Raw genomic sequence first — 25,233 nt, 5'->3', positions numbered from 1 at the left:
GGAAGTATTTTTAGAATAACAGAAACATGTCACTCCAATCGAATTTGTTGTAAGTCATAGAAAGTAAAACCAAGCCGGTTCCACACAAACCATCTAACATACATTCCTTATCAAGGGTATATGAATACTCTTTGTTTTGTCTGTACCAGGGGTAATATATATCTCCCTCAATGCTTAGTTGAGTTTCTAGATTATGCAGTAATTGATTTTTCCAATACATAACTCTTTTGTTGATTTGAGGACTGTCTAGATGGTTGTTAATTTTTTGTAACATATAGGCAATTCCGCTTATTCCATGACAAAAACCATTGTCGAAAAAGGAGTAGCGTTCAAAATGAGTGAGTCCAGAATTACTAATCGTTCTTAGAATTAATTTTTCAAGTATTGGGATAGCTACTTGCAAAAGATCATTGCGTTTTAACACACTGTATGCGTATACCAAGGTATGGGTAATTCCTAGATCACCATAACACCATCCCAGTCTACTGTTAATATTTCTGCTATTAATATCTTCGGCATAATGATCAGGAAAACCACTAACAGTTGTAATTTTGTTTCTAAAACTAAAAAGACTGTTTATAATGCCTTCAATAAGAGGGTTGAGTAGTGAGTGATCATATTTTAGTTCCTTTAGCCTTACTAAGAAAGCAAGAACCCCAGAGATACCATGAGCCATACCCAGGTTAATTAACCCCTTTTCTGACTCATTAGGATCATACCAAAAAAAACCGTTAAAACCTTCGTTCTTGTTTTTGTATAGCGATATAAGGAATTGATCGATCAAAGTCTTTGTTCTTTGCTGGTCCTTATATTCTGGATCGATATAAAACAATAGTTTGCCTATACTCCCGTGTAAAGTATCAAAGTAATTGGCATTGAAATCTATATGTAACGACTTAAGCAGATGCTTTTCAAGATCATCAGTCAGATCATTAGTGTCTATAACATTACATTTTTTCAGGTATTGAATGGTATATAAAATTCCTTCAAAGCCCTCATGAAATCCAGAGCCCAAATTGTGTTGATGAAGCCGTTGTTTTAAATTCGTAAGTAGTTCTTTTGCTCTTTTTTTGTAGGCCTCTTGTTTTGAGTACTTGTACAATGTCGCCTCAAAGATCATAGCGCCCAAATCCTCTGCGATTATTGGTTTGTTCATATATCTAGCTTTTTCAAAAAGAATAGATTCTATTTTTTCTATGCTTCTTTCTAACCTTTTTGATGTAGAGGTATCCTGTAATGTATGCGTATTGGTATCTGCGATCATGTTATATTCTTTATGTTTAACAAGTGCTTTAGAGGAAAAAACTTTTATAGAGTTTTGCCAACGATCATCAGATCGTTGGCAAAACGCCTAGTAACTCAGATTGATGAATGATCAAAGGCGTTATGATCCATGTTGGTCACCTCTTCCAATACTTAAGTCGATTTTAATTTCTATAGAAGTTTGATCACAACAAGGCTTTTCCTTTCCTGATCCATTCTTACAGCTAATGATACAGATATCGATACCACCGTTTACACTTGCCATTTCATTTCTGTCCATTTGAGAAATTGTTTCTTTGTTTAACTTTAACTTGTTCATAATATTTAATGTTTAAAATTTGCCTACTCTTGAAAGGATTTTCGGCTTACTCCTATTTTATCAATACTTTTTGTTTATTACTTTCTATTTGGGCTACTTTGCTTCTGTAATACTGGAAGAGAAAATTGTAGAGTACCCATTCGTTTAATCGTTGTTTGGATTTAAATAAGCGATTACAATGCATGTGGATGTAACTCTTTAGCAAACTTTGAACTGGGATCGGAGCATTTTGACCTTCTAGTTTTTTGATAATTTTTGATGCTATTGGTTTGTTTTCTACCAGGTATTGATCCAGTACAATATCGTATCCAACGTTGCTGTTCTTTTCTAGGATTTGATTAATCGCTGCTCTATTAGCTCTAAATCTTTTCGAAAGTTGTTGGTTAATAGGGGTGGTAGCTCCCATTTCTTCATCAAAAGCCATTTTTAAACTTTTGAATAATTCTCTTTTTTGGATAAGGCTTAAGTTCCAGGCATCTAAGAAAATATCTATTGATTTGAGCCCCCACAACCATCTATTTTGATCATCACCAGATTCAGAAATTATATAGGTGATTAGTTTGCTATTGGAGAAGAAAACAGATTCGGATTCTTCAATAGTTTCAGTTCCATACCGTTCTAATTCTCTTTTATAGGTGTCGATGAGTACTTTGTTGATCGTTTTGTCTTCAACAAAAGGCGTGATAACCCTGTGCAAAATTTTAATTACATAGTTTAGATTTTCAGGATTAAGTACTCTAAATCGTATTCTTATATGTCTATCAGGATCTTTATAGTTAATGAAGAACCATTTGTCAATTACTTTTTGTTCCAGTAATTCATCTGCGACAGGTTTTAGTACTTGGGTTAAGAAAATATCAGAGGTTTGAGAACCCATGTATAGCTTATAGTATAACCACTCGCTTCCTAAGAAAAAATAGCGTTGTTTATTCATGACTTCCTCCTTTTTTATGATTTTTGATGAAAGAGAAGATGACCTCGTTGGTAAAAGTTTCTTCGTTTTTTACAACTGTAGCGTGTTGTTCATCAAATAGATGTTCTTTTAGTTTTATTTGGAATCGATTCTTGATGGTCGATAAAAACATACTTACACTAAGATGGTGTTCAAGATCAATAAGTAATTCATTGTCTGACTCGACCAGGAGTATTTTTTGTGGTAGTTTTTTTCCTTTCTCCATTCGGATAAGTTGTCTAGTTTAGAAATCTTTTTAATCTCTTCACGGTCTATAACCCACTCTGCTGGAGATAAGATGATATTTTTGAAACGTAGTCGAGGTAAAAAACTCCTTCCTTGTCGAGCATTTCTCCAATTAAAACTTAGACTAAACCTTAGATTTTCAGTTTGCAGGTCGCATAAAAATTGATAAATCGGTAAAGGATTATTAGCATAATTATGGGCTGTAGCCATCCTCGGTTTGACCTCCTTTTGATGTTTCTTTGAAAACAATATGATTTTATCATTTTCTATCGAAATCAAGATGTCATCTACTGTAATTTGTTGCTCATCTGGCAAAGAGCTTTTGGTTAAATATGGGATTTCATAGGGTCTTAGATGACTTCGGTTTAATATATTACCTGTTCTGTTTTCAGGAAGATGTGCGATTTCGGCAAAAATGGCATCTGCATGTTCTTCTTCACTTCTTGTAATTGCTCTTACATGTTCACAGATTTTCGAGTTAGACTGTGTATATCTCCCCAAGATATAGCTGGCAGAAGGTCCACCGGCAAAGGATACACTCAATAAAGGGTTTTTAGGATTGTTATTTAACAAATGAGCAATAACACTGAAAGATAACGGAAGATTGTTCCAGTCTTCGTCGAAAAGTTCTAAATCTGCTTCATCAATACATATTTCAGAAGCGCCCTTAATATCCGATTCGATCAACTTCTTGTTTAGATATTCATCTATATAAGTCCATTTAATATTTTTTTGTTTTTGAATATGGTTACTGGATGAAAGATCTAATCCATTAATTAAAGGTGAAATATCATAGTCATCCTTACTCAAGAATCCATAACCAACTCCAGTTTCTACATCTAGGGCTAGGGTAAGTGGAACTCTTTCATCCTCAAACTTTTTGTAGAATTGTCTTTTGAAATTTGTTAATTTTTCATCCTCTCGTATAGGAGATAGTTTATTTAGTAATCCAATAGCGGTTTCGATGTCCTTAACCGTTTCTTTAGAAATAGTATTTCTCTTGGTAGTAATAGTTAGATCGGTTTGAAATATGAATTTCTTATTGTGGTTTATTTCAAAAGAATCCAGTAGCTTAGAAAGCTCATCGTAATATTTTAGATTACTTCCTTTACAGCTTTTATCAAGTTTAGTAAGTAGTTGTTCAATGGCAAGTAATCTGGATTTAATATCCTTCGACGGAATTTTGGTTATCAATTCTGATAAATAGTTTTTCCCGGTTATTGAAGGGGATATCGAACTGATCAATATCTGATTATCGATTAACTGATTAACAAATGTTTTTGCATCCTGCAATGATATTTCGGGTTCTACCAAAAGTTGAGCAAGTGAATTAATGGTCGCACCTTTCTTTGCCTTTTTTAGAATGCGCTCTACGTAAATAGAGTTATCTATTGAAACTGTATAATGACTTCTTTCGACATTTTTGTATTTGTACTCGATATATCTCAGCTTGTTTCCAATGGGGTATAGACTGTTGTTAGGAAAATAAACAAGCTCTTTGCGAATTTCTTCAGCTTTTTCCAATTTTTGAACCAAGGAACACAGGTAACTCATATCGATACGAGTAAATCTTTGGTGTTTTGTTGGCTCTTCGAGTTCTATTGAAGTTGTTTGATCAATATTTCCGATACTACAACCGCTAAACAGTCCAAATGGAGTACAACGGTGTCCCATTCTAAGAAGGTATTTCAGTAAAGAATGAATTAATTTTTCTTCATCTCGCACCTTTTTTCCACTTAGATATTTGATCATTTCTTGATGCAGCTCTGGTGATGCCAGAAAAATGGCTTCCGATACTAAATCAGACGAACATAGTTCCTTGATTTTCTCAACCGTTAGGTCTGAAACTTTTGAAGATGAAAGATTGTGTGTTCTAAGCACGTATTCTTCAAGTGGTTTGTATGTTTGTATGGATTTCACGGAATAAATAATTTTGATTATATACTTGTCAAATTGTTTAATGATTTTCGCAAGTGGTATTCATTTTTCTAAAAGTGATATCAAGAATTGATGAATATGATTCGTTTGCGAACAGGACAAATATAGAATGGTTAAAACCCTCAAAACAAGCGTGATAGCTCTGGATTCCCAGAATTCAGAGTCTGGATTCCCAGAATTCAGATCTCGAAAAAAAGACCTAAAACGCTTTTTTATAAAGGGTTATACATGTTTTATTAAAACCTGTAATATTTTACGAGAAGAAAGATTTAACTATATAAAAAAAGTATTATCTATTATATTTGAATGGATGTATTCTAATTTTAATAGACTTCCTTTCATTGTAGTCAAATGGTGTAATAGTGTTCTTTTTAATGGGTCGAATAATAATAGTATTGTTTTTTTTATTGAATCTTGGGGTATACGCTCAAGTTGGGAATAGTAAATATGAAATTCCAGATTCCTTAAAAACCAAGGAGTATGAGGAAATAATTAGAGCATATGATAAAAGCCCAAATGACACCATAAAATCTTTAATTTACCTAAATGCAAGTTTACAAAAGGCTATAGAAAAAAAGACAGCCTTAAAATGTCTGAGAGCTATTGTTTGCTAAATTTTTATGAGAAAGATGATAGTTTAAGGCTCGCATATCTTAACAACTCTATTCAGTTAAGCAAAGGTTTGAACAACAAGTTCTTCCCATCCTATCCATATTCTGTTAAAGGGTATTATTATTTTAGAAAGTGGGATTATCAGAATGCATTAGATAATTACTTGTTGTGTTTGGAATACGCCAAGAAAACAGACAGCAAAGATTACATCTATTTCGCGAAGCACAATATAGGGACGATAAAAAATAAATTAGGAAAACATCAAGAAGCCCTTAGTATTTTTAAAGAATGCTTGCAATATGAAGATCAGAAGGAAACTATTAAAGACACAGTAGATTATCTTTATGTCTATTTAGATTTGGCCAAGACATATGTATATAATCAACGTATTGATTCTTCTTCATATTATACCAAAAAGGGATTAAATCTAGCCAATAAAATAAATGATAAAATATACTACGAGTTTGTTTTTAATGAAGGGGTTAACTTATATCATAATGCAAAATATACTCAGGCTGCTGATAGTGTAGAAAAATCACTGCCTTTTTTGGCCAAATTGGAGGATAAGGCAGACTTCTTGAATGCGTATTTATATCTCGGGAAAATTGAAGAAGCTTTGGAAAATGAAGACCAAGCTTTTATGTACTACAAGAAAATTGATTCTATTTTTCAGTCTACAAATTTTGTTACACCAGAAGTTAGAGAGAGTTATTTGCTTTTGATTGATAGGTATAAGTCAAAGGGAGATATGGAAAACCAGCTGTTTTATGTAGAGCGATTATTAAAGTTTGACGAAATATTGCGAAATAATTACGCCTTTTTAAATGAAAAACTAGTTAAAGAATATGATACTCCAGAATTATTAGAAGAAAAAGATAAATTAATACAGTCCATTAATGGTGCAAATTTAAAATACAAGGGCTTCAATACGTTATTAATTATTGTAGTTGTAATCACCGTAGGGCTTGTATACTATCAATATAAAAAGAGGAGATTGTACGCTAAGCGGTTTGAAGTTCTTATTAATGAGAAAAATCAAGCACCAAATAAAACGTCGAAGCAAGAAACCAAAGATGACCAATCGAAAGAGAATATTGGTATATCAGAAGAAATCATTGAAAAGGTGCTACAAAAAATTGACAAATTTGAAGAGGATCTGGGGTTTTTAGAATCTAATATAACCACCGGTAAACTGGCAACAAAGTTTGAAACAAATAGTAAATACTTATCTAGAATTATAAATACTTATAAAAAGAAAAGCTTCATTCAATATATTAATGATTTAAGAATAGATTTTGTTGTTGAAAAGTTGAAGGAAGATAGAAAGATGAGAAATTATACGATAAAAGCAATTTCTAGAGAGATAGGATTCAATACTACAGAAGCATTTTCGAAGTCTTTTCATAAAAAAACTGGGATTTATCCATCGTATTTCATAAAAAGGCTAGACAGCCAGGATGATATTTAAGTGTTTGGTTTTGAGAAAATTGAAGGTCTGTATTCTTGAATCCAGACAGGCAGTGGGGTGCAAAATTAGGGTTCTATAAAAGTTAAATGTACTTTAGCCATGTAATCAAAAACCACACAAAATGAAAAAAGTTAAAATTGATAAGCTTAGTTTAGGAAAGTTACAAATAAGTAGATTAAACGATATGTCGCAGGTTAAAGGAGGTTCTGAGTTTACTAGAAGTACAAGGCCTGGATGTCCAAGAGGAAATATTTCTTTTGTTATTGGTTGTGAGGATTCTGGTGATCCAGATGAGCATAAGTTGACCCTTATAGGATAAGAGAATTAAACTCGATTAGCTATTGTATAGCTAGTTGATTTGAAACAAAAAACCCAGTTCGTATATGAACTGGGTTTCTGTTATTTTATCACATCACCATTTTTATCGTGAAAATGATATTCTAAATACGTGTAAGCGTCTCTAGGTACAATCTTAACCCATCTTTTATGGTCAAAAAACCATTTAGAACGGGTAGATGGAAATCCTTTTGTTAAAAAAGCGGCAATAAAAGGATGCGCACTCAGCGTAATCTTTTTATGCTCTTTTTTAATTAATTTTTCTAATTCGACCTTTATTTTATCAACTAGAACAATTGGCGCCTCAATTTCGCCATTGATACCGCTAGGATCTACCTCGCGGGTTTTAATGTTCATTTCTGGTCGTACGCGTTGTCGCGTAATTTGAATCAGTCCAAATTTACTAGGGGTAAAATCTTATGCTTTGCCCTATCATCTTTCATCTCTTCCCGAAGATGATTAAAAAGGGTTCTACGATTTTCAGCATTATTCATATCGATAAAATCGACGACTATAATACCACCCATGTCTCTAAGGCGTAATTGCCGTGCAACTTCGGCTGCGCTGATTAGATTAACTTCGAGAGCAGTGTCTTCTTGATTTTTGGCTTTATTTGATCGGTTACCGCTATTTACATCGATAACGTGCATGGCTTCGGTATGTTCTATTACCAAATAAGCTCCTTTGCTCATCGATACGGTTTTGCCAAAACTAGTTTTTATCTGTCTTTCGATACCGTATTTTTCAAAAATAGGTACTCTTGCATTGTGAAGTTTGACTATTGATTCTTTTTTGGGTGCAATTTCTTGCAGATACTCTTTTATTCGATTGTAGAGCTCTTCGTCATCTACAGCTATCGAAGTAAAGGTATCGTTGAATACATCTCTCAAAATCGAGGATGCTCTGTTCATTTCACCCAATACTTTTGATGGATGGTGGGCTTTGTATAATTTTTTACACATCGCTTTCCAGCGATCCATCAGATTTTGCAAATCTTTATCTAGTTCTGCTACTTTCTTGCCTTCCGCTACAGTACGAACAATAATACCAAAACCTTTGGGCTTAATGCTTTTTACAAGTCTTTTTAAGCGTTCTTTCTCTTCTGAAGATTCTATTTTCTGAGAAATAGAAATCCGGTTCGAGAAAGGAACTAAGACTATGTATCTTCCGGCTATAGAAAGCTCAGAGCTTATTCTTGGGCCTTTGGTAGATATTGGTTCTTTTACTATTTGTACTAATAGCGACTGATTTGATTTAAGCACATTGGTAATAATACCGTGCTTATCAATATCGTTCTCAAAAGGGAAATCCTTAAGAGAATAGTTTTTTAATTTACCTGTGCTTACACGTTTAATGAATTTAAGCAAAGAAGATACTTGAGGACCCAGGTCGTGATAATGCAGAAAGGCATCTTTTTCATAACCAACATTTACAAATGCGGCATTTAACCCAGGGACAGACTTACGGATTTTGGCAATAAAAATATCACCAACCGAAAAATTACTGTCATCTTCTTCCTTGTGTAATTCAATTAGTTTTCCATCCTTTAATAAGGCAAAATCTGTAGAGGAACCAGATCTAATGATCAATTCTTTGTTCACTCTTAATTAGATTTTTATCCCGATGGTTATCGGAATGGATTAAACAATTTTTTTCACAGGAATTTTTTAGAATTCCGTTGAAACAAAGCCTACATTTTGGTAGCCGAAGTGTAGTGTCTTTATTTCGATTTCAAAGAACTTTTAAACGAAAAAAGTAGTTAGAAACTACTTTTTCTTGTGGCGATTAGCTCTTCTTCTTTTTTTACGCTTGTGCGTCGCTACCTTGTGTCTTTTACGTTTTTTACCACTTGGCATAGTGTACTATTGTTTATTTATTACTATTCTTTATTACTTTACTTCTACATTCGTCTTTACACCTTCTACGAATACTTTAGCAGGCTTAAATGCAGGGATGTTGTGTGCAGGAATTTTGATGGTAGTATTTTTAGAAATATTACGTCCAGTTTTTTCTGCTCTTGTTTTGATGATAAAGCTACCAAATCCTCTTAGGTAAACATTGTCTCCACTTTCTAAAGAACTTTTTACTTCTTCCATGAAAGTTTCAACTGTTGCTTGTACATCTCCTTTTTCAATTCCTAGCTTTTCTGAAATTTTTGCTACGATATCTGCTTTAGTCATTATAATTCCTATTTAAGGGGTTTTTCTAAATTTTCAAGGGGGCAAATATAAGAATTTAAATTCCAAAAAATCAATACTTAAGATTAAATTATCATCTTTAATGCTTTAATTTTGCAAAACCTATAATTTTGCTATGAAATTTTCTAAAAAACTCATTACGTGGTATTTACAAAACAAAAGAACAATGCCATGGCGCGAAACCAAAGACCCATATCGAATTTGGTTGAGTGAAATTATTCTTCAACAAACTCGAGTTGCACAAGGATTACCTTATTATTTGTCGTTTACAGAGGCTTTTCCAACGGTGTTCGAACTCGCTTCTGCAACCGAAGAACAGGTACTAAAATTATGGCAGGGTTTAGGGTATTATTCCAGAGCAAGAAATTTGCATGCAACTGCCAAATATATCGTCAACGAATTAGAAGGTGTGTTTCCTGATACTTATAAAGGACTACTCGAACTTAAAGGTGTTGGAGATTATACCGCAAGTGCAATTGCTTCTATCTGTTATGATGAGCCGACCCCGGTGGTCGACGGTAATGTCTATAGAGTATTGTCCAGATATTTTGGGATCGCTACTCCTATTAATACAACTGCAGGCATCAAAGAGTTTAAAGAATTAGCGGTTCAATTAATGGATCACGAACAACCGGCAACGTATAACCAGGCCATCATGGAATTTGGTGCTCTACAATGCAAACCAAAAAATCCATATTGTATTGTTTGTCCGCTTAATGATAGTTGTGTGAGCTTAGATAAAGGAACTACAGGTGAATTGCCTGTAAAGCTAAAGAAGGTAAAAGTAAAAAAAGGTATTTCAACTACCTGGTTTATGATAATGGTAACCAAACCGTGTTACAACAACGTTTGGGGAAAGGAATATGGGAAGGTTTATATGAGTTCCCCTTGATAGAAGATGAAAAATGTACTGTAGATACGATTCCAGGTACGCAAACATTTAAAGAAATGATAAATGGTGGCGAGTATATCATTACTCCCTTTACAGAAGAACCAATCGTTCACAAATTATCGCATCAACATATCTATACCCGATTTTTTATTATTAAAACGGATACAAACCCGGTGCTTCAAGGAATACAAAAAAATGTAAATCGTCAAGAAATACACAATTATCCGGTTCCTATATTGTTAGGTAATTTTATAGATTCGTTTTTTAAGGTATGATCCTTTTTTATTACATTTACTATTAATAACAAACAGAAAATGTCAGGTACACTAAATAAAGTAATGCTCATTGGGCATACAGGAGATGAAGTAAAGATGCATTATTTTGAAGGAGGAGGTTGCATTGGGAGGTTCCCTTTGGCAACAAATGATTCGTATGTAAATAAAACGACAGGCGAAAGAGTGACCTCTACCGAATGGCACAATATCGTAGTTCGAAATAAAGCTGCCGAAATTTGCGAAAAATATCTCAATAAAGGAGATAAAATATATATAGAAGGCCGTTTGAAAACTAGAAAATGGCAAGACGAACAGGGTAAAGATAGATATAGTACAGAAATACAATGTACAGATTTTACTTTTCTAACCCCTAAGAACGAAGCGCAATCTGTTGGGACTACTCCTCAGCAAACAACAAATATGAATGCTCCTGTTGCTGCACCACAGCAAGGTTCATCTAGTACACCAGATATGGAAGAAGACGATCTTCCATTCTAAGCAAGTTTAACTAAACCAATATAATTTGGACCCTGATCCCGAATCCTTATTTACCTTTTTATTCTTCTTTGATGCGATGCACACTTTGAATGTAGTGGCATTACTAATTCTGCTTGTTTTTTCGGCGTTAATTTCTGGTAGCGAGGTTGCCTTATTCTCATTAACGTCTTCAGATATCAAAGAAGAAGGGGAAGCGTCGAATTCTAAAAACCTTAGTATAGTATCCAAGCTGCTTAATAAGCCGAAAAAACTTTTGGCAACCATATTGGTAGCGAATAATTTTATCAACATAGCCATAGTACTGTTGTTTGATTCCCTAGGGAAAATCTATTTTAAGAGTTTAGACAATATTGTGCTCTTCGATTTGGATTGGTTCAAATTGCGATTTTTTGTTGAGGTTGGAGTGGTTACCTTTTTGATTTTACTTTTTGGTGAAATTTTACCAAAAATATACGCCAGTAGAAACAAAGTGAAGTTTGCTAAATTTATGTCCAGACCTTTAGGTGTATTGGATTGGGTATTAACTCCGATTAGTGTTCCTATGAGTCGATTTACAGTTCGGATTCATAATCGATTGGGGAAACAAAAATCAAACATCAGTGTAGATCAATTATCTCAGGCTTTAGAACTTACTTCGGATCAGGATACTACTGTGGAAGAGAAAAAAATTCTAGAAGGAATCGTTTCTTTTGGAAATACAGATACCAAACAAGTAATGCGTCCTAGGATAGATATTTTTGCGCTTAATGCGGAAGCAAAATATAAAGAAATACTTCCTGAGATCGTTCAAAATGGATATTCTCGTATTCCGGTTTATGAAGAAAGTATAGATAAAGTTGTGGGAATTCTTTATGCAAAAGATCTTTTGCCACATATTGCTAAAACGGACTTTGATTGGGTGAGTTTAATTAGAGATCCGTATTTTGTTCCGGAAAATAAAAAATTGGATGACCTTCTCAATGATTTTAAAAATAAGAAGAATCATTTGGCGATTGTAGTAGACGAATATGGTGGGACTAGTGGGCTTATTTCATTAGAAGATATCATTGAAGAAATTGTGGGGGATATTAGTGACGAGTTTGATGATGAGGACCTGGTGTATTCTAAACTAGATGATCAGAATTATGTATTTGAGGGAAGAACAGCGCTCAAAGATTTTTACAGAGTATTGAAGTTAGAAGACAATAAGATTTTTGAAGAAAGGAAAGGAGATGCCGAGACCATTGCAGGCTTACTTTTGGAAATATCCGGGAGTTTCCCAAAACGAGGTGAGCAAATTACTTTGGGAGCTTATGTTTTCAAAGTAGAATCTTTGGATAGAAAACGAATTAAACAAGTGAAGTTAACTATAACTGAATGAATCGAGAATTTAGAATCTTACTATTTGTGATTGCATCGTTATTGATGATGTCTTGTGGAGGAGAAGTAATCCCAAAGCCAAAGGGAATGTTACGATTGAGTTATCCAGAACCTATATATAAAAAGGTGGAGCTTCCTTGTCCGTATACATTTGAAAAAAATGAATTTTCAGAATTGCGTAAAGCCAGAAGAAATAAGAATTGCTGGTATGATCTGGATTATAAAAAACTACGAGCTACGTTGTATATCTCTTATTTCCCGGTGGGAAACAACCTTGATTCTTTGTTAAGAGATGCTCAGAATCTTACTCAGGAGCACTTTATCAAAGCTGATGGGATCACTCAAGAACCTTATATCGATGCCGAAAACAAAGTGTATGGTATGTTTTATGAGGTTACAGGAGATGCAGCTTCTCAATCTCAGTTTTATTTAACCGATAGTGTTCAACACTTTGTTGTGGGATCTATTTATTTTAGAGCGAAACCAAACTACGACTCAATTCTACCTGCTGCAGATTACTTGCGAAACGATATGAAACATTTGATTGAGAGTCTTCGTTGGGATGAAGAATATAAATGAAAGCTAAATGTAAGTTAATTTTCTCTTTAAACCCCTTCTGGTCGTCAGGATTTTTACCATTTTTGCTGCTTAACATTAAGGGGAAAATACATGCCAACCACAAAAGTAAAATGGATTTACCTTGCTGTTCTATCTCTTATTTGGGGTAGTTCATTTATCCTAATCAAAAAAGCCTTAATCGGTCTGACTCCAATGCAGCTGGGGGCTCTAAGAACTGTATTTGCTGCATTGTTTTTATTTTCTATCGGTTTTAGAAGTATCAAAACCATTCAAGCCAAAGAATGGAAATGGATTGCTATTTCTGCACTTGTAGGAACATTTATTCCGGCATTTTTGTTTGCTTTTGCCGAAACTGAAATCGATAGCGGGATCACCTCAATATTGAACTCGCTAACTCCTTTGATCACCTTTGTACTGGGAATATTGTTTTTTGCTACACGATTTTATAAAAATCAATTGGTAGGGGTTATCATTGGTTTTATTGGTTGTGTTGGTTTGATATGGGAGGGGGCAATTATTAATCCCGATCAAAATTATGAGTATGCACTTTTGGTGATCATAGCGACTTTTGGATATGGACTAAATGTAAATATCATCAAACGGTACTTGCAACATGTTTCTCCGATGGCGATTGCCAATGGTAATTTTGTAGTTCTATTTTTTCCAGCGCTAATTGTACTTTTCTTTGCTGATTTCTTCAGGAGTGAAATGTTTTCGAACCGTGATATACAAATGAGTATTGGTTATATGGCAGTATTGGCGGTGATAGGTACTGGGATAGCTAAGTTAATGTTTAATAAATTAGTACAAATAAGTACACCTGTATTTGCCAGTTCGGTAACCTATACGATGCCTATTATTGCTTTGGTGTGGGGATTATGGGACAATGAAAAATTTTCTTTATATCAATTATTGGCTTCGGGAGTGATAATTTTTGGGGTGTATTTGACTAATAGAAATAAATAAAGGTCCGTTTTTGCAAACGAACCTTTATCATATTTATGCTATTAGAATTTTATTTAAAATCCTCGTCGGTTACTCCTTCGTTGATTTTGATTTCTTTTACTACAAAATCAATTTTTTGAGGCCCTAAAGCTTGTGATATAGTAAACGGAAATTTAATTCCATTTACTTCTTTGTAATCGCTATACATTACCGTAACAGGTATTTTTTGTCCGCCTTGTTCTTGTATAGTTACTTCTTTTACTTTTAAACCAGTTTCGGTATCAAAGAATGCTGTTTTCTTATCGCTTAATTTTACAGCATAGGCTTTGCCACCATCATAAGGTTGTGTGCCCTCTAATTTTGCTGAAGCATTTTTAAGCTCTGAAAAAGGATAAGAGTCTGCTTTGGCTTCTTTTATTTGGTCTTCGGTGTAATCAATACGCTGTCCTTGAGCCATTACATATCCAGTAGTACCATCAAAAACTACTTTTTGAGCAGTTATTGCACCAAATTTCACTTCGATTAAAGATTGATTTTTTGCCGTAGTTTTTGCAACTAGCCCAAGTGTGTTTCCATTAAATGCAGCTTCTGCAGTTGTGAAAACAGATTGCACCGCTTCTAGTTTTTCTTTACCACCGATATTTTTAAAATAGGTATCTAACACAGATTGGCCAGTAACACCTTCTGGTAATGCTGCATTATAATCAGGCTTTTCCGTTTTACTTCCGTATTTATCAAAGTATAAAATAGGCACCTTTTTACCATCAAAAGTTACTTTTTCAAGGTTTTCTAGCACATCACTTCCTTTACCTACCAAAACAATTCTTGCCTTGTCTACATTGAAGTATTTGTTAGCTACTCTTTTTACATCTGCTTTACTTACCGCATTAATCTTAGCAATAAAAGTTTCGTAAAAATCTTTTGGAAGGTCTTGAGTTTTGATGTTAATACTTCTTCGGGCGATGGTTCTATCGCTTTCTGAAGCTAGAATGAACTCTCCTAAGAATTTCGCTTTGGCATTTTTAAGGATCTCGTCATCTACATCTTCTGTTCTGATTCTTTTGATTTCTTTTAGAATCTCAACAACAGAGCTATCGGTAACCATATTTCTAACCTTTGTAGTAGCACTGAAAGCAGAATTGTGATACTTCTCTCTTGGAAACCTGGTTCTGGCTCCGTAGGTATATCCATGCTCTTCTCTTAGGTTCATATTGATATAGCTTCCAAAAGAACCACCAAGAATGTAGTTGGCAACCAATGCAGCATGGTGATCTTCGTCTGCTATTTTAAGATCAGTGATATTCATCACAGCTACCTCGGTCTGTACAGCATTTGGCATATCTACAAAATTGATTTGTCGATATTGAGCATCTCTTACCTCTGGCAAGGTAAAAGAAGGTGCTTTTCCTGCTGTCCAGGAAGTAAAGTGTTTTTCAACTAATTTTTTAGCTTTATCCGTAGTGATATCTCCGCTAATTACCATGTAAGCTGAAGAAGGAACAAAATTCATTCTGTAATACGTTTCTATATCACTTAGGCTAATGTTATTTACGGTCTTTTCTGTAATGTATTCTCCAGCCGGATGGTTTTTACCATAAGCCAAAACTGCTCTTACTCTTTGAGCAACAGCCTCTGCGCTGTTTTCGCCAGTTTTGATTCCTTCAATGAGTTTTTTCTTTTCAAGATCCAACTCTTCTTGCGTGAATTTTGGATGAAGGGTGGCGTCAGCGAATAGTTCGATAATTCGATCCGTGTACTTTGAAAGTGATTGGGCAAACCCACCTTGAGTACCGATATCTAAGGATGCTCCAAGAAAATCTACTTCTTCGTTAAATGTATCCTTATCGATGCTTTTTGTTCCTTTTCCCATCATTCCGGAAGTGATCGCACTGATTCCAGCTTTTTCACCTTCAGCGTTAGGAGGATTGTCTAGAGATAAGCTTACACTTACTCTTGGTAACTTATGATTCTCTACAACCAAAACGGTAAGACCATTACCCATTTTAAAAGTAAAAGGCTCTCCCAAATTAATAGTAGGAGTAGGTCCTGATTTAGGCATTTTAGATCTGTCGATCTGCGCATTTACACTGATAACAGTCAATAAAAATGCGACTAAGTATATGATATTTTTTTTCATTTCGATGATGCTTTGTATTATTTACTTGACTCTGAAACGTAATCAAGATTAAGACGTTGGTTTTTGTTAAGATATTTCTTAGCCACCTTTTGAATATCCTCTCGTGTAATAGATCTGTAAATTTCAATTTCCTTATTGATAAGATCGGTATTACCATAAAGTACATTATAGGTAGCCAAGGAACTTGCAATACCTTCTATGCTTGAATTGGAGTTTACAAAGTTGTTTTCGAACTGATTTTGTAATTTCTGAAATTCTCTTTCAGTGATTAATTCGTTTTGTAATTTCTCGATTTCAGCATCCATTTCAGCCTGTAACTTGTCCAAACCTACTTGTCCCAAGGGTAGCGCAACCATAGTATATGTACCATAATCTTCTTGTGCGTTGGCAAAAGCAAATACTTGCAAAGCCACTTTTTTGTCTTCCACCATGTTTTTGTACATCCTAGAACTATTACCTCCTGTAAGTATGGTAGAAATGTAGTTTAAAACATAAGTATCTCTATCTGTTTGCTTTGGAGTTCTATATACCAATACTTTTGCAGGAAGCTGAATGTTAGCATCCGTTTCTGTAGCCTTTATTTCGGTAGTAATAGGATCTTCTTTTATTACCGTTCTTATGATTTTTTCACCGTTGTTTTTGATGTCCCCAAAATAATCAGCAATCATTTTTTTCGCATTCTCGATTTGGATATCACCAGCGACAACAAGAGTAGCATTGTTTGGGTTATAAAATTTTTGATTAAAAGCGATAAACTCATCCAACTTAGCTGCATCCAAATCCTCCATGCTACCAATCACAGACTGTCCATATGGGTGTTTTTTGAAAAGATATTTGCTGGTACCAGTTTGATAAATGATTTTTCCGTAAGGTGCATTATCAATACGTTGTCTCTTTTCTTCCTTTACAACTTCGTTTTGTGTGTCTACACCAATTTTGTTAATCACAGGATGTAACATTCTTTCAGATTCCATCCATAAAGCTAGTTCTAAATTGTTAGAAGGTAATGTTTCGTAATAATACGTTCTATCTTGTGTAGTATTTGCATTATTTCTTCCTCCGTTTGCAGAAACAATATCAAACCACTTACCTCTTTCGATATTTTTGGTTCCTTCAAATAATAAGTGCTCAAAGAAATGAGCAAATCCTGTTCTTCCTTTTTCCTCATCTTTTGCCCCAACATGATACATGACACCCACGGTTACTACCGGAGCTTTGTTTTCTTGGTGTAGAATTACATGAAGACCGTTGTCTAGGTCATACTCTGTAAACTTCACTTCTTGTGCAAATGCGAATGCAGTAATCATAAGCCCACATGCAATTGCGTAAAATTTCTTTTTCATTAGTAATAATTTTGTTTTAAGGATTTGTGTTTAAAAATGTGATTTTGTTACAGTTTGTGTGTAAAAAAAGTGCTTTGACTTAAAAGGTTCAAAAACAATAAATTAACAAGCTTTTAAGGTTAAAAAACTCTTAAATTTCTTAATTTTAAATTACAAATCCTAAAAAATGAAGAGATGAAAATGTCAGCGATCCCTGTTAAGTATGGTGTTTATATAGCAATTGGACTTATTGCTTACTTTTTAATTTTGTCCTTGTTTGGAGTGCAAACCAACCCTGTGTTTAGTCTTGGAAATGGGGTGATCGTTGCTTTTGGACTATATAGGGCAATGAAAATATATAAAGAAGAAAAACGAAAAGAGTTTGACTACCAGAAAGGATTTATGACAGGTCTTCTTACAGGGTTTAATGCTACTCTTATATTTACTGCGTTTTTTGCGGTATATGTAACCAATATCCAAACCGACTTCTTGCCAGAAATGCTTGCCAATTGGAGTTCTCATTATCACGTTGGTGTAGGTATAGTGGTATTTATAGCTGCAATAATGGGATTCGCTACTACCTTCGTTTTGACGCTTTCCTTTATGCAATTATTTAAAGAAAGTTGGAATCCCAGAAAAAATCATCATTCTTCCCCGGTTGAGGCATAAAAATATTTGGCATTTAATTAATTAGCAGTATATTTGCACCCGCCTATCGAATAGGCATGTTCTTATATTTAACATAATTAATTAAACGTTACGCTATGTACGCAATTGTAGAGATAGCAGGGCAGCAATTTAAAGTTGCGAAAGACCAAAAAGTATTTGTACATCGTTTAGCAGGAGAAGAAGGTGATAAAGTTGCTTTCGATAAAGTTCTTCTTGCAGCAGACGGAGACAAGGTTACTCTAGGCGCCCCAGTTATAGAAGGAGCTCAAGTAGGAGCCAAGATTACAAGACACCTAAAAGGTGATAAAGTTATTGTTTTCAAGAAAAAGAGACGTAAAGGTTACCGTGTTAAGAATGGTCACCGTCAATCTCTAACAGAGATTATTATTGAAGACATCGTAACTTCTGGAGCTAAGAAAGCTGCTCCTAAGAAAGAGACTAAAAAAGCAGAACCTAAAGCGAAAGCTGAAAAAGCAGTAAAAGAAGCTGCTCCAAAAGCAGAAGCTAAACCTAAAGCAACAGGAGCAGAAGATTTAAGCTCTAAAACTGTAGCTGAATTGAAGGAGATGGCTAAAGCTCAAGGAATTTCAGGAATTTCTTCTATGAAGAAAGCTGAGTTAATAGAAGCTTTACAAGGAAAATAAATAAATAGCAGGTACACCCTGTTTAGTATTAACAATATAAAACCTAAAGAAAATGGCTCATAAAAAAGGAGTTGGTAGTTCGAAGAACGGTAGAGAATCAGAATCGAAACGCTTAGGTGTAAAGATATTTGGTGGACAAGCTGCCGTGGCTGGTAACATCATTGTAAGACAAAGAGGTACAGCCCACAAGCCAGGAGAAAATGTTTATGCTGGTAAAGATCACACCTTACATGCCAAAGTAGATGGTATCGTAAAGTTTACTAAAAAGAAAGATAATAAATCTTATGTTTCTATAGTTCCATTTGAAGCATAAGGACTTTCCTTTGTAATATATAGGAACCCTTTTCATGAAAATGAAAAGGGTTTTTTAGTTCCTACATATTTTGAATTGGCGAATAAAAAATAGGGTATTCGAAAAAGTTAGTTTAACTTTAATTACATAAATCATTAAAATTCTTAATTATGAAAAAACTAACTGTGTGTACTTTATTGTCGGCTTCGATTCTATTTTCTAGTTGTTTGGGTTCTTTCTCGGCATTCAATGGTCTTAGAGATTGGAATGATGGATTAACTGATAGCAAGTTCTTGGATAACCTTATTTTTTGGGTGTTTAATATCATACCTGTTTATGGATTGTTCTTTGTTGGGGATGTATTAATCTTTAACGTAATTGAATTTTGGAGCGGTTCTAATCCTTTAGCAATGAATGAAGGAGAGATGGAGATGCAAGTTGTTGAAAAAGATGGAAATACTTTTGAGATGATCGCGACAAAAAACAGAATGCAAATAAAGGTTATAGAGGGCGAAAGAAAAGGGGATAAACTGGATTTGGTATATAGCCCTACTCATAAATCATGGAGTGCAATAAAGCCTAATGGCGAGGTGATCAAACTTTCTTCTTTTAAAGACGGATTTTATGTAATGCATTTGCCAAATGGAGATACTGTAAAAATAGATCCTATGACTTCCAGAAGCGAAGGTTTAGCGATGATTCAAAACAAAATTGCTTCTTATGAGGATTGCCTGGTAGCAGAGTTAGATTAAATGATTATATCATACAAAAAGAGAATCCCTTTTTTTAATTAAAAAAGGGATTTTTTGTTTAATACTCGAGCAAACATAGGTTTTTAATCGGGTTGGTAAGTTCAAGATATGTTTGTTTGATTTTTTGTATTTCCTCTTCAGTACAGTCGACTTGCTTGTTTTTAAAATAATTTGCAATAGGCAAATCGTAGGATTGCATCTGCTCTGTTATATCTTTACTTCCGTATTCTTTTAGTAGGCATTTAATGGGGGTTTCCTTAAAAAATAAATTCTTTTTTGAATAACGTTCCAGTTTTCATTGGTTGCTATCAAATTTTGATTCGTACTGTCATAGATCGATTGATCGTTATCAAAACCTTCTTCGATAAAACAGAAAAAAAGTAAGTCGTTATTGATGTAATAATGATAAGTTACAGAATGATGTCCTTGATCAAGAGTATGTGTGATTAGTTGAAGCTCGGAGCCTTGATAGAAATATGATAAAATCCCTTGTAAACTTTGATCAGGACAGGAATAAGAATTGGTTTTTTCTTGTAACAATTCTTCTTCCTTTAGGTTCGTAATGGTCTCAAATTGTGTTTTAATCGTTTGAAATACTTCCTCGTTGTTTTGTGAAAAAACAGTAATACTTACTAACCAAAAACTAAAAAAAGCCTCATAGCGTTTTAATTATGCTTTCTAAATGTAGTTAAAACTTGGTTATAAAAAAATAACCCTCTACTGAGGGTCATTTTGAATTATTGTGATAAACAATATTATTCTAGTATCTGTAGTATTCTGGTTTAAATGGTCCTTCAACAGTAACACCAATATACTCAGCTTGCTCTGGTCTTAACGTTTCTAATTCAACTCCTAAACGCGCTAAGTGTAGTTTTGCTACCTTTTCATCAAGGTGTTTAGGTAGCATATACACTTCATTTTTATAATTTTCAGAGTTATTCCAAAGCTCTATTTGTGCCAAAGTCTGGTTGGTAAAAGAATTACTCATTACAAAACTAGGGTGTCCTGTAGCACAACCAAGATTTACCAAACGACCTTCTGCCAGGATGATCACATCTTTTCCGTCAATAGTATATTTATCTACTTGAGGTTTGATCTCGTCTTTGGTGTTTCCATAATTGTCATTTAACCATGCCATATCGATTTCATTATCAAAGTGACCAATGTTACAAACAATTGCTTTGTCTTTTAACGCTTTGAAGTGTTGTCCTTGAACGATATCTTTATTTCCAGTAGTAGTAATTACCACATCTGCTTTACCAATAACAGTATCCAGTTTCTTTACTTCATATCCATCCATCGCAGCTTGCAAAGCACAGATAGGATCGATTTCTGTTACGGTAACGATAGAACCAGCTCCTCTAAATGATGCAGCAGTACCTTTACCTACATCTCCATATCCACAAACTACAACACGCTTACCAGCAAGCATAGTATCGGTAGCGCGACGGATAGCATCAACAGCACTTTCGCGACATCCATACTTGTTATCGAATTTGGACTTAGTCACAGAGTCATTAACGTTTATAGCAGGCATCGGCAATGTTCCGTTTTTCATTCTTTCGTATAAACGATGAACACCAGTAGTGGTTTCCTCAGATAATCCTTTGATATTATCTACTAGTTCAGGGTATTTGTCTAATACCATATTGGTAAGATCGCCTCCATCATCAAGAATCATATTAAGAGGTTTACGATCTTCTCCAAAGAAAAGGGTTTGCTCAATACACCAGTCAAATTCTTCTTCATTCATTCCTTTCCAGGCGTAAACAGGAATTCCTGCATCGGCAATAGCAGCTGCTGCCTGATCCTGTGTAGAAAAGATATTACAAGAACTCCAGGTAACCTCTGCTCCTAAAGCTACTAGTGTTTCTATTAATACCGCAGTCTGTATCGTCATGTGTAAACACCCTGCAATTCTAGCTCCTTTAAGTGGTTGTTCGTCTTTATATTCTTCACGTAAAGACATTAATCCTGGCATTTCTGCTTCTGCCAATTCAATTTCTTTTCTTCCCCATCCTGCAAGAGAAATATCTTTTACTTTATAAGGAACATAAGGTGCCGTTTTAGTACTCATAATATTTGTTTTTATGTATGTCCAGTGCTTTTTGGTATTTAGCACTAAATTGTTCTAAATTCGTTGTCAGAAAATCTGAGAAGCGTTCTTTCGATTTTCAGTTTGCAAAGGTACATAATAACTTTAATACTTTAAATGCCTCTTTACAAAACTATAACAGTAGATCAAAGTACTAAAGTGTTGATTTGGAAGATTGAAGAATCTTATGAAACACTGGCGGAAGGAATAGCATTAACTCCACATTGCAGAGAAAGAGTGAACGGGATGAAATCAGAAATGCATCGCAGAGGTTTTATGAGTATACGTCACCTTTTAGCGGAAGCAAATTACAGTGATTTTGATTTGTTTTATGATGATTTTGGGAAACCGCATTTGAAAGATGAAAATTTCATTTCAATTACGCACTCCTATAATTTTTCAGGAATTATTATTAGTAATAAACCTGTTGGGATAGATATTGAGAAACAACGCGAAAAAATTAATAGAATATCTCACAAATTTGTTTCTGAAACCGAACAATCTTTTATTCAGGATCAACAATTGGATCATACCAGAGCATTTACCATTCTTTGGGGAGTCAAAGAAGCTCTTTATAAGTTGTATGCAACACCGGGCTTAAGTTTTGAACAGCATATTGAAGTTGGTTCTTTCGATTTTAGTTCTCCTCTCATACATGCAAAAGTAAACTATGATAATCAAACCAACGATTTTGATCTCATTTACAACGAATTTGAAGGGTTTACATGTGTTTATGTGGTTCCCTTTTGAACAGATAAAAAGCTATTGTAGACGGGTAACAAAGTGTAGCTTTATAACACGTAGAAAGAAAGTATTTATATCAAATTTCGTCGAGAAATAGTTAGGTTTTATATCTTTTAACTTATCTTGATACAAGTAAACACGGATATTAATGCCTTTTTAAATTATTGACTAATTAATAAAATAACAAAGTGAATATTACAGATAAAGACATTAAACTCATAAAATCTAAAGGTTTAACGGTGGATAAAGTTTTATCCCAAATAGAAACTTTTAAAAATGAGATACCTTTCGTTTCTTTAAGACATGCAGCAACGCTTGAAAATGGAATACTTAAGTTTTCTGATCATTATCAGTCTGAACTTACCAAATTATATAATTCAAGATCTGCGCATCTTGATACCATAAAGTTTGTTCCTGCGTCTGGTGCGGCATCTCGTATGTTTAAGGAACTATTTCGTTTCCTCGATAATTATGATTTCAAAAAAGAAAGCTTAAACTCCTATACCAATCACGAAAAAGCAAATGCAATTCGACTGTTTTTGATAGGACTAGAGAAGTTTCCTTTTTACCATACAGTAATGGAAAAGGTAAAAGATGTTTATCCAAAATTTGAATCGCTATCAGAAGGTAGACAGCTTCATATTTTTGTAGAAATGATGTTAAAGGAAAAAGGGCTAAACTTTGGGGTTTATCCCAAAGGATTGCTTCCTTTTCATAAATACGACGAGAGTATTGCTACAGCTTTTGAAGAGCATTTGTATGAAGCAGCAGGCTATAACACCAATGAAAATGGAGACTCAAAATTACATTTTACGATTTCTAAGGAGCATTTAAAGGCGTTTAAGGGAGAGTTTGAAAGAATTAAAAAGAAGGTAGAAGAAAAAACGAATACCAATTTTCAAATTTCATATTCTTTTCAGAAACCGGATACAGACACTATAGCGGTAGATGAAAATAATGAACCTTTCAGAACCGATAATGGTTGTCTGTTTTTTAGACCAGGAGGACACGGTGCTTTAATCGAAAACCTGGATGACTTGGATGCTGATATCATCTATATTAAAAATATTGATAATGTAGTTGTCCGTAAGTATCAGGATGAGGTAACTGGTTTTAAAAAGGTGTTAGCTGGTAAGTTGCTGGAAATCCAAGACGAAGTTTTTAGAATTTTGCAAGCGCTAGACGAAAAGACTCCAACGGAAGCAGAGCTTACGGACATTAAAAAATTCCTGGTTCAACAATTAAATGTAAGACTACCGTTAGATTTTGATAAGTTCTCCGAAAAATACAAACTCCAATTTCTAAGAGAATCCCTCAATCGACCTATACGAGTTTGTGGTATGGTAATCAACGAAGGAGAACCCGGTGGGGGACCATTTTGGGTCAAAAAGGAAAATGGAAGATTGGTATTACAGATTATAGAAACTGCTCAAATCGATAAAGATGATCATCGACAGTTTGAGATTTTGAATAGTGCTACACATTTTAATCCGGTAGATTTGGTATGTGGGGTGAGAGATTATAAAGGGGTTAAGTTTAATTTGTTAGATTTTGTGGATCCTGAAGCGGGATTTATTACCAAAAAAACGATGAATGGCAAAATGCTTAAGGCCTTAGAGTTGCCAGGGTTATGGAATGGCGCTATGTCAAATTGGATTAGTGTTTTTGTAGAAGTTCCTTTGACTACGTTTAATCCGGTAAAAACCGTGAATGATTTGCTGAAATCTGCACATCAGGCAACGCTTTTTTCGTGAATATTGGTGTAATCATAGGTGAATTAAATTTTAAAGCTGTACGGAGCTCTGGTGCGGGTGGGCAACACGTTAATAAAGTATCTTCTAAAATAGCATTGAGTTTCAATATTGAATCTTCTTTTGGACTCACAGATGCAGAAAAGTTAATGCTGCAGCAAAAATTATCATCCAGATTAACCAAGGCAGGGGATTTGATCTTGTTTTGTAGCGATAGTAGGAGTCAACATAGAAATAAAGAATTAGCGATCAAAAGATTGGTCGAGCTTTTGAAAATAAATGTAAAAGTTTCTAAAAAAGAAAACCTACCAAGCCCTCTAAACTATCAGTAAAGAAGAGATTGGATGCCAAACGCAAACAGTCTTTGAAGAAAACCAACCGTAAAAAACCTTTGTTTTAGAAGTGCATTACACAAAAGTGTGTAATATTTCTACACTTTTGTGTGTATTCTACAGTTTTTTAAGGATTTTTTCTTTTTTTAAAATATATAAAACACTGAATATTAATTATTTATATGTTTTTATGCTTGTTTTAAAGAATTGGAACAATTATTACTATATACATATTGTAGAAATGACTTTTATAAAACCCATGAAAAAGTTACCAATGATAGTAGCAATTGTAGTAAGTATTTTTTCAGCACAGGGTGTTTTAGCTCAGGATGAATTAGCTGTAAATGATGGATTTGAGTTTAGAGAGTATGAACAAGAGCATCAAGAGTATACTGAAATTACAACATCAGAGATGTCACTACTGGTGCAACAAGCAGCAGTAAGAGATTATAAAGAATTTAAAATTGTAAGAGCATATTTGTCAAAAGACAACACGTATAAGATGCTTTTGCATGATAACGATAACAACAACAAAGTTGTATTTGCAAGCGCTACGGGCGAATGGATAACGCCAAACGACAATAAATCTTAAATCTAGGGGTAGAAAAAGGATAT

24 protein-coding genes and 2 pseudogenes are annotated in these 25,233 nt (G+C 34.2%); 15 read left to right on the top strand and 11 right to left on the bottom strand.

Features of this window, described 5'->3' with window-relative positions; translation table 11 throughout:
• Positions 1-10: 10 nt before the first annotated feature.
• The 5 genes from AC0L3Q_RS23920 to AC0L3Q_RS23900 form a co-directional block, all read right to left on the bottom strand.
• Complete coding sequence (locus AC0L3Q_RS23920; RefSeq protein WP_473283564.1) at positions 11-1,264, bottom strand: lanthionine synthetase LanC family protein; 1,254 nt, start codon at positions 1,262-1,264, stop codon at positions 11-13.
• Positions 1,265-1,384: 120 nt separating this feature from the next.
• On the bottom strand, positions 1,385-1,582 hold the full coding sequence (locus tag AC0L3Q_RS23915) for a class I lanthipeptide (protein ID WP_473283562.1): 198 nt from the start codon (positions 1,580-1,582) through the stop codon (positions 1,385-1,387).
• A 52-nt stretch (positions 1,583-1,634) separates the two neighbouring features.
• Positions 1,635-2,516, bottom strand: a complete 882-nt coding sequence (locus AC0L3Q_RS23910) for a thiopeptide-type bacteriocin biosynthesis protein (RefSeq protein WP_473283560.1) — start codon at positions 2,514-2,516, stop codon at positions 1,635-1,637.
• On the bottom strand, positions 2,509-2,667 hold the full coding sequence (locus tag AC0L3Q_RS23905) for a hypothetical protein (protein ID WP_473283559.1): 159 nt from the start codon (positions 2,665-2,667) through the stop codon (positions 2,509-2,511). Before AC0L3Q_RS23905 ends, AC0L3Q_RS23910 begins: the two co-directional genes overlap by 8 nt.
• A gap of 2 nt (positions 2,668-2,669) precedes the next feature.
• Positions 2,670-4,700, bottom strand: a complete 2,031-nt coding sequence (locus AC0L3Q_RS23900; RefSeq protein ID WP_473283557.1) for a lantibiotic dehydratase family protein — start codon at positions 4,698-4,700, stop codon at positions 2,670-2,672.
• A 607-nt stretch (positions 4,701-5,307) separates the two neighbouring features.
• Here AC0L3Q_RS23900 and AC0L3Q_RS23895 point away from each other — a divergent pair.
• Together AC0L3Q_RS23895 and AC0L3Q_RS23890 are read left to right on the top strand one after the other, a co-directional pair.
• Positions 5,308-6,798, top strand: a complete 1,491-nt coding sequence (locus tag AC0L3Q_RS23895; RefSeq protein WP_473283555.1) for a helix-turn-helix domain-containing protein — start codon at positions 5,308-5,310, stop codon at positions 6,796-6,798.
• Between the two features lie 121 nt (positions 6,799-6,919).
• Positions 6,920-7,117, top strand: a complete 198-nt coding sequence (locus AC0L3Q_RS23890) for a hypothetical protein (protein WP_473283553.1) — start codon at positions 6,920-6,922, stop codon at positions 7,115-7,117.
• Between the two features lie 80 nt (positions 7,118-7,197).
• Here AC0L3Q_RS23890 and AC0L3Q_RS23885 read toward each other — a convergent pair.
• Positions 7,198-8,735, bottom strand: a pseudogene (locus AC0L3Q_RS23885) (Rne/Rng family ribonuclease).
• A gap of 288 nt (positions 8,736-9,023) precedes the next feature.
• Positions 9,024-9,314, bottom strand: a complete 291-nt coding sequence (locus AC0L3Q_RS23880) for an HU family DNA-binding protein (protein WP_024768281.1) — start codon at positions 9,312-9,314, stop codon at positions 9,024-9,026.
• A 133-nt stretch (positions 9,315-9,447) separates the two neighbouring features.
• Here AC0L3Q_RS23880 and mutY point away from each other — a divergent pair.
• From mutY to AC0L3Q_RS23855, 5 genes and pseudogenes are all read left to right on the top strand, one after another.
• Positions 9,448-10,499 (top strand): annotated as a pseudogene (gene mutY, locus AC0L3Q_RS23875) (A/G-specific adenine glycosylase).
• Between the two features lie 39 nt (positions 10,500-10,538).
• A complete protein-coding gene (locus AC0L3Q_RS23870) occupies positions 10,539-10,997 on the top strand; it encodes a single-stranded DNA-binding protein (protein WP_473283551.1) in 459 nt (152 codons plus the stop codon).
• Between the two features lie 25 nt (positions 10,998-11,022).
• The gene (gene gldE / locus AC0L3Q_RS23865; RefSeq protein WP_473283550.1) at positions 11,023-12,357 is read left to right on the top strand and encodes a gliding motility-associated protein GldE; all 1,335 of its coding nucleotides are present in this window, start codon (positions 11,023-11,025) and stop codon (positions 12,355-12,357) included.
• The gene (gldD, locus tag AC0L3Q_RS23860) at positions 12,354-12,935 is read left to right on the top strand and encodes a gliding motility lipoprotein GldD (RefSeq protein ID WP_473283549.1); all 582 of its coding nucleotides are present in this window, start codon (positions 12,354-12,356) and stop codon (positions 12,933-12,935) included. The genes gldE and gldD overlap by 4 nt, the downstream gene beginning before the upstream one ends.
• A 90-nt stretch (positions 12,936-13,025) precedes the next feature.
• Positions 13,026-13,901, top strand: coding sequence for a DMT family transporter (locus tag AC0L3Q_RS23855; protein WP_473283548.1), 876 nt, complete (start codon positions 13,026-13,028; stop codon positions 13,899-13,901).
• A 49-nt stretch (positions 13,902-13,950) separates the two neighbouring features.
• Here the strand turns inward: AC0L3Q_RS23855 and AC0L3Q_RS23850 are convergent, their stop codons facing one another.
• Together AC0L3Q_RS23850 and AC0L3Q_RS23845 are read right to left on the bottom strand one after the other, a co-directional pair.
• Positions 13,951-16,017 (bottom strand): insulinase family protein, encoded by a 2,067-nt coding sequence (locus AC0L3Q_RS23850; RefSeq protein ID WP_473283547.1) that lies wholly within the window; start codon positions 16,015-16,017, stop codon positions 13,951-13,953.
• Positions 16,018-16,034: 17 nt separating this feature from the next.
• On the bottom strand, positions 16,035-17,360 hold the full coding sequence (locus AC0L3Q_RS23845) for a M16 family metallopeptidase (protein WP_473283546.1): 1,326 nt from the start codon (positions 17,358-17,360) through the stop codon (positions 16,035-16,037).
• 174 nt (positions 17,361-17,534) lie between these two features.
• Here AC0L3Q_RS23845 and AC0L3Q_RS23840 point away from each other — a divergent pair, with 174 nt between their 5' ends.
• The 4 genes from AC0L3Q_RS23840 to AC0L3Q_RS23825 all read left to right on the top strand — a co-directional run bounded on the left by AC0L3Q_RS23840 (position 17,535) and on the right by AC0L3Q_RS23825 (position 19,696).
• The gene (locus tag AC0L3Q_RS23840; protein ID WP_473283545.1) at positions 17,535-18,008 is read left to right on the top strand and encodes a DUF4199 domain-containing protein; all 474 of its coding nucleotides are present in this window, start codon (positions 17,535-17,537) and stop codon (positions 18,006-18,008) included.
• Between the two features lie 95 nt (positions 18,009-18,103).
• Positions 18,104-18,652 (top strand): 50S ribosomal protein L21, encoded by a 549-nt coding sequence (gene rplU / locus AC0L3Q_RS23835; protein ID WP_473283544.1) that lies wholly within the window; start codon positions 18,104-18,106, stop codon positions 18,650-18,652.
• A 52-nt stretch (positions 18,653-18,704) separates the two neighbouring features.
• Positions 18,705-18,965 (top strand): 50S ribosomal protein L27, encoded by a 261-nt coding sequence (rpmA, locus tag AC0L3Q_RS23830; protein WP_073318462.1) that lies wholly within the window; start codon positions 18,705-18,707, stop codon positions 18,963-18,965.
• A 149-nt stretch (positions 18,966-19,114) separates the two neighbouring features.
• Positions 19,115-19,696, top strand: coding sequence for a DUF3332 domain-containing protein (locus AC0L3Q_RS23825; RefSeq protein ID WP_473283543.1), 582 nt, complete (start codon positions 19,115-19,117; stop codon positions 19,694-19,696).
• 231 nt (positions 19,697-19,927) lie between these two features.
• Here AC0L3Q_RS23825 and AC0L3Q_RS23820 read toward each other — a convergent pair whose 3' ends face one another.
• Both AC0L3Q_RS23820 and ahcY read right to left on the bottom strand, forming a co-directional pair.
• Positions 19,928-20,236, bottom strand: coding sequence for a hypothetical protein (locus AC0L3Q_RS23820; protein ID WP_473283542.1), 309 nt, complete (start codon positions 20,234-20,236; stop codon positions 19,928-19,930).
• Positions 20,237-20,456: 220 nt separating this feature from the next.
• Entirely contained in the window at positions 20,457-21,773 is a 1,317-nt protein-coding gene (ahcY, locus tag AC0L3Q_RS23815) for an adenosylhomocysteinase (protein WP_473283540.1), read from the bottom strand.
• A gap of 135 nt (positions 21,774-21,908) precedes the next feature.
• Here ahcY and AC0L3Q_RS23810 point away from each other — a divergent pair, with 135 nt between their 5' ends.
• The 4 genes from AC0L3Q_RS23810 to AC0L3Q_RS23795 all read left to right on the top strand — a co-directional run bounded on the left by AC0L3Q_RS23810 (position 21,909) and on the right by AC0L3Q_RS23795 (position 25,210).
• On the top strand, positions 21,909-22,541 hold the full coding sequence (locus tag AC0L3Q_RS23810) for a 4'-phosphopantetheinyl transferase family protein (RefSeq protein ID WP_473283538.1): 633 nt from the start codon (positions 21,909-21,911) through the stop codon (positions 22,539-22,541).
• Positions 22,542-22,723: 182 nt separating this feature from the next.
• Positions 22,724-24,289, top strand: a complete 1,566-nt coding sequence (locus AC0L3Q_RS23805) for a DUF4301 family protein (protein ID WP_473283536.1) — start codon at positions 22,724-22,726, stop codon at positions 24,287-24,289.
• Positions 24,286-24,618, top strand: coding sequence for an aminoacyl-tRNA hydrolase (locus tag AC0L3Q_RS23800; protein WP_473283534.1), 333 nt, complete (start codon positions 24,286-24,288; stop codon positions 24,616-24,618). Before AC0L3Q_RS23805 ends, AC0L3Q_RS23800 begins: the two co-directional genes overlap by 4 nt.
• 274 nt (positions 24,619-24,892) lie before the next feature.
• Positions 24,893-25,210, top strand: a complete 318-nt coding sequence (locus tag AC0L3Q_RS23795; protein ID WP_473283532.1) for a hypothetical protein — start codon at positions 24,893-24,895, stop codon at positions 25,208-25,210.
• The last annotated feature ends 23 nt before the right edge of the window (positions 25,211-25,233 follow it).

It is taken from the genome of Aquimarina sp. KJ22-3, from assembly GCF_055808215.1.
This window is presented reverse-complemented; position numbering and strand designations above follow the sequence as displayed.

What these genes read in the sequence shown, in the direction of transcription:
- rplU (WP_473283544.1), top strand. Translation starts at nt 18,104, where the DNA reads ATGTACGCAATTGTAGAGATAGCAGGGCAGCAATTTAAAGTTGCGAAA.
- rpmA (WP_073318462.1), top strand. Translation starts at nt 18,705, where the DNA reads ATGGCTCATAAAAAAGGAGTTGGTAGTTCGAAGAACGGTAGAGAATCA.
- AC0L3Q_RS23905 (WP_473283559.1), bottom strand. Translation starts at nt 2,667, where the DNA reads ATGTTTTTATCGACCATCAAGAATCGATTCCAAATAAAACTAAAAGAA.
- AC0L3Q_RS23915 (WP_473283562.1), bottom strand. Translation starts at nt 1,582, where the DNA reads ATGAACAAGTTAAAGTTAAACAAAGAAACAATTTCTCAAATGGACAGA.
- AC0L3Q_RS23840 (WP_473283545.1), top strand. Translation starts at nt 17,535, where the DNA reads ATGAAAATGTCAGCGATCCCTGTTAAGTATGGTGTTTATATAGCAATT.
- AC0L3Q_RS23810 (WP_473283538.1), top strand. Translation starts at nt 21,909, where the DNA reads ATGCCTCTTTACAAAACTATAACAGTAGATCAAAGTACTAAAGTGTTG.
- AC0L3Q_RS23920 (WP_473283564.1), bottom strand. Translation starts at nt 1,264, where the DNA reads ATGATCGCAGATACCAATACGCATACATTACAGGATACCTCTACATCA.
- AC0L3Q_RS23855 (WP_473283548.1), top strand. Translation starts at nt 13,026, where the DNA reads ATGCCAACCACAAAAGTAAAATGGATTTACCTTGCTGTTCTATCTCTT.
- AC0L3Q_RS23870 (WP_473283551.1), top strand. Translation starts at nt 10,539, where the DNA reads ATGTCAGGTACACTAAATAAAGTAATGCTCATTGGGCATACAGGAGAT.
- AC0L3Q_RS23845 (WP_473283546.1), bottom strand. Translation starts at nt 17,360, where the DNA reads ATGAAAAAGAAATTTTACGCAATTGCATGTGGGCTTATGATTACTGCA.
- AC0L3Q_RS23910 (WP_473283560.1), bottom strand. Translation starts at nt 2,516, where the DNA reads ATGAATAAACAACGCTATTTTTTCTTAGGAAGCGAGTGGTTATACTAT.
- AC0L3Q_RS23890 (WP_473283553.1), top strand. Translation starts at nt 6,920, where the DNA reads ATGAAAAAAGTTAAAATTGATAAGCTTAGTTTAGGAAAGTTACAAATA.
- AC0L3Q_RS23895 (WP_473283555.1), top strand. Translation starts at nt 5,308, where the DNA reads ATGTCTGAGAGCTATTGTTTGCTAAATTTTTATGAGAAAGATGATAGT.
- AC0L3Q_RS23850 (WP_473283547.1), bottom strand. Translation starts at nt 16,017, where the DNA reads ATGAAAAAAAATATCATATACTTAGTCGCATTTTTATTGACTGTTATC.
- AC0L3Q_RS23825 (WP_473283543.1), top strand. Translation starts at nt 19,115, where the DNA reads ATGAAAAAACTAACTGTGTGTACTTTATTGTCGGCTTCGATTCTATTT.
- AC0L3Q_RS23795 (WP_473283532.1), top strand. Translation starts at nt 24,893, where the DNA reads ATGATAGTAGCAATTGTAGTAAGTATTTTTTCAGCACAGGGTGTTTTA.
- ahcY (WP_473283540.1), bottom strand. Translation starts at nt 21,773, where the DNA reads ATGAGTACTAAAACGGCACCTTATGTTCCTTATAAAGTAAAAGATATT.
- AC0L3Q_RS23880 (WP_024768281.1), bottom strand. Translation starts at nt 9,314, where the DNA reads ATGACTAAAGCAGATATCGTAGCAAAAATTTCAGAAAAGCTAGGAATT.
- gldD (WP_473283549.1), top strand. Translation starts at nt 12,354, where the DNA reads ATGAATCGAGAATTTAGAATCTTACTATTTGTGATTGCATCGTTATTG.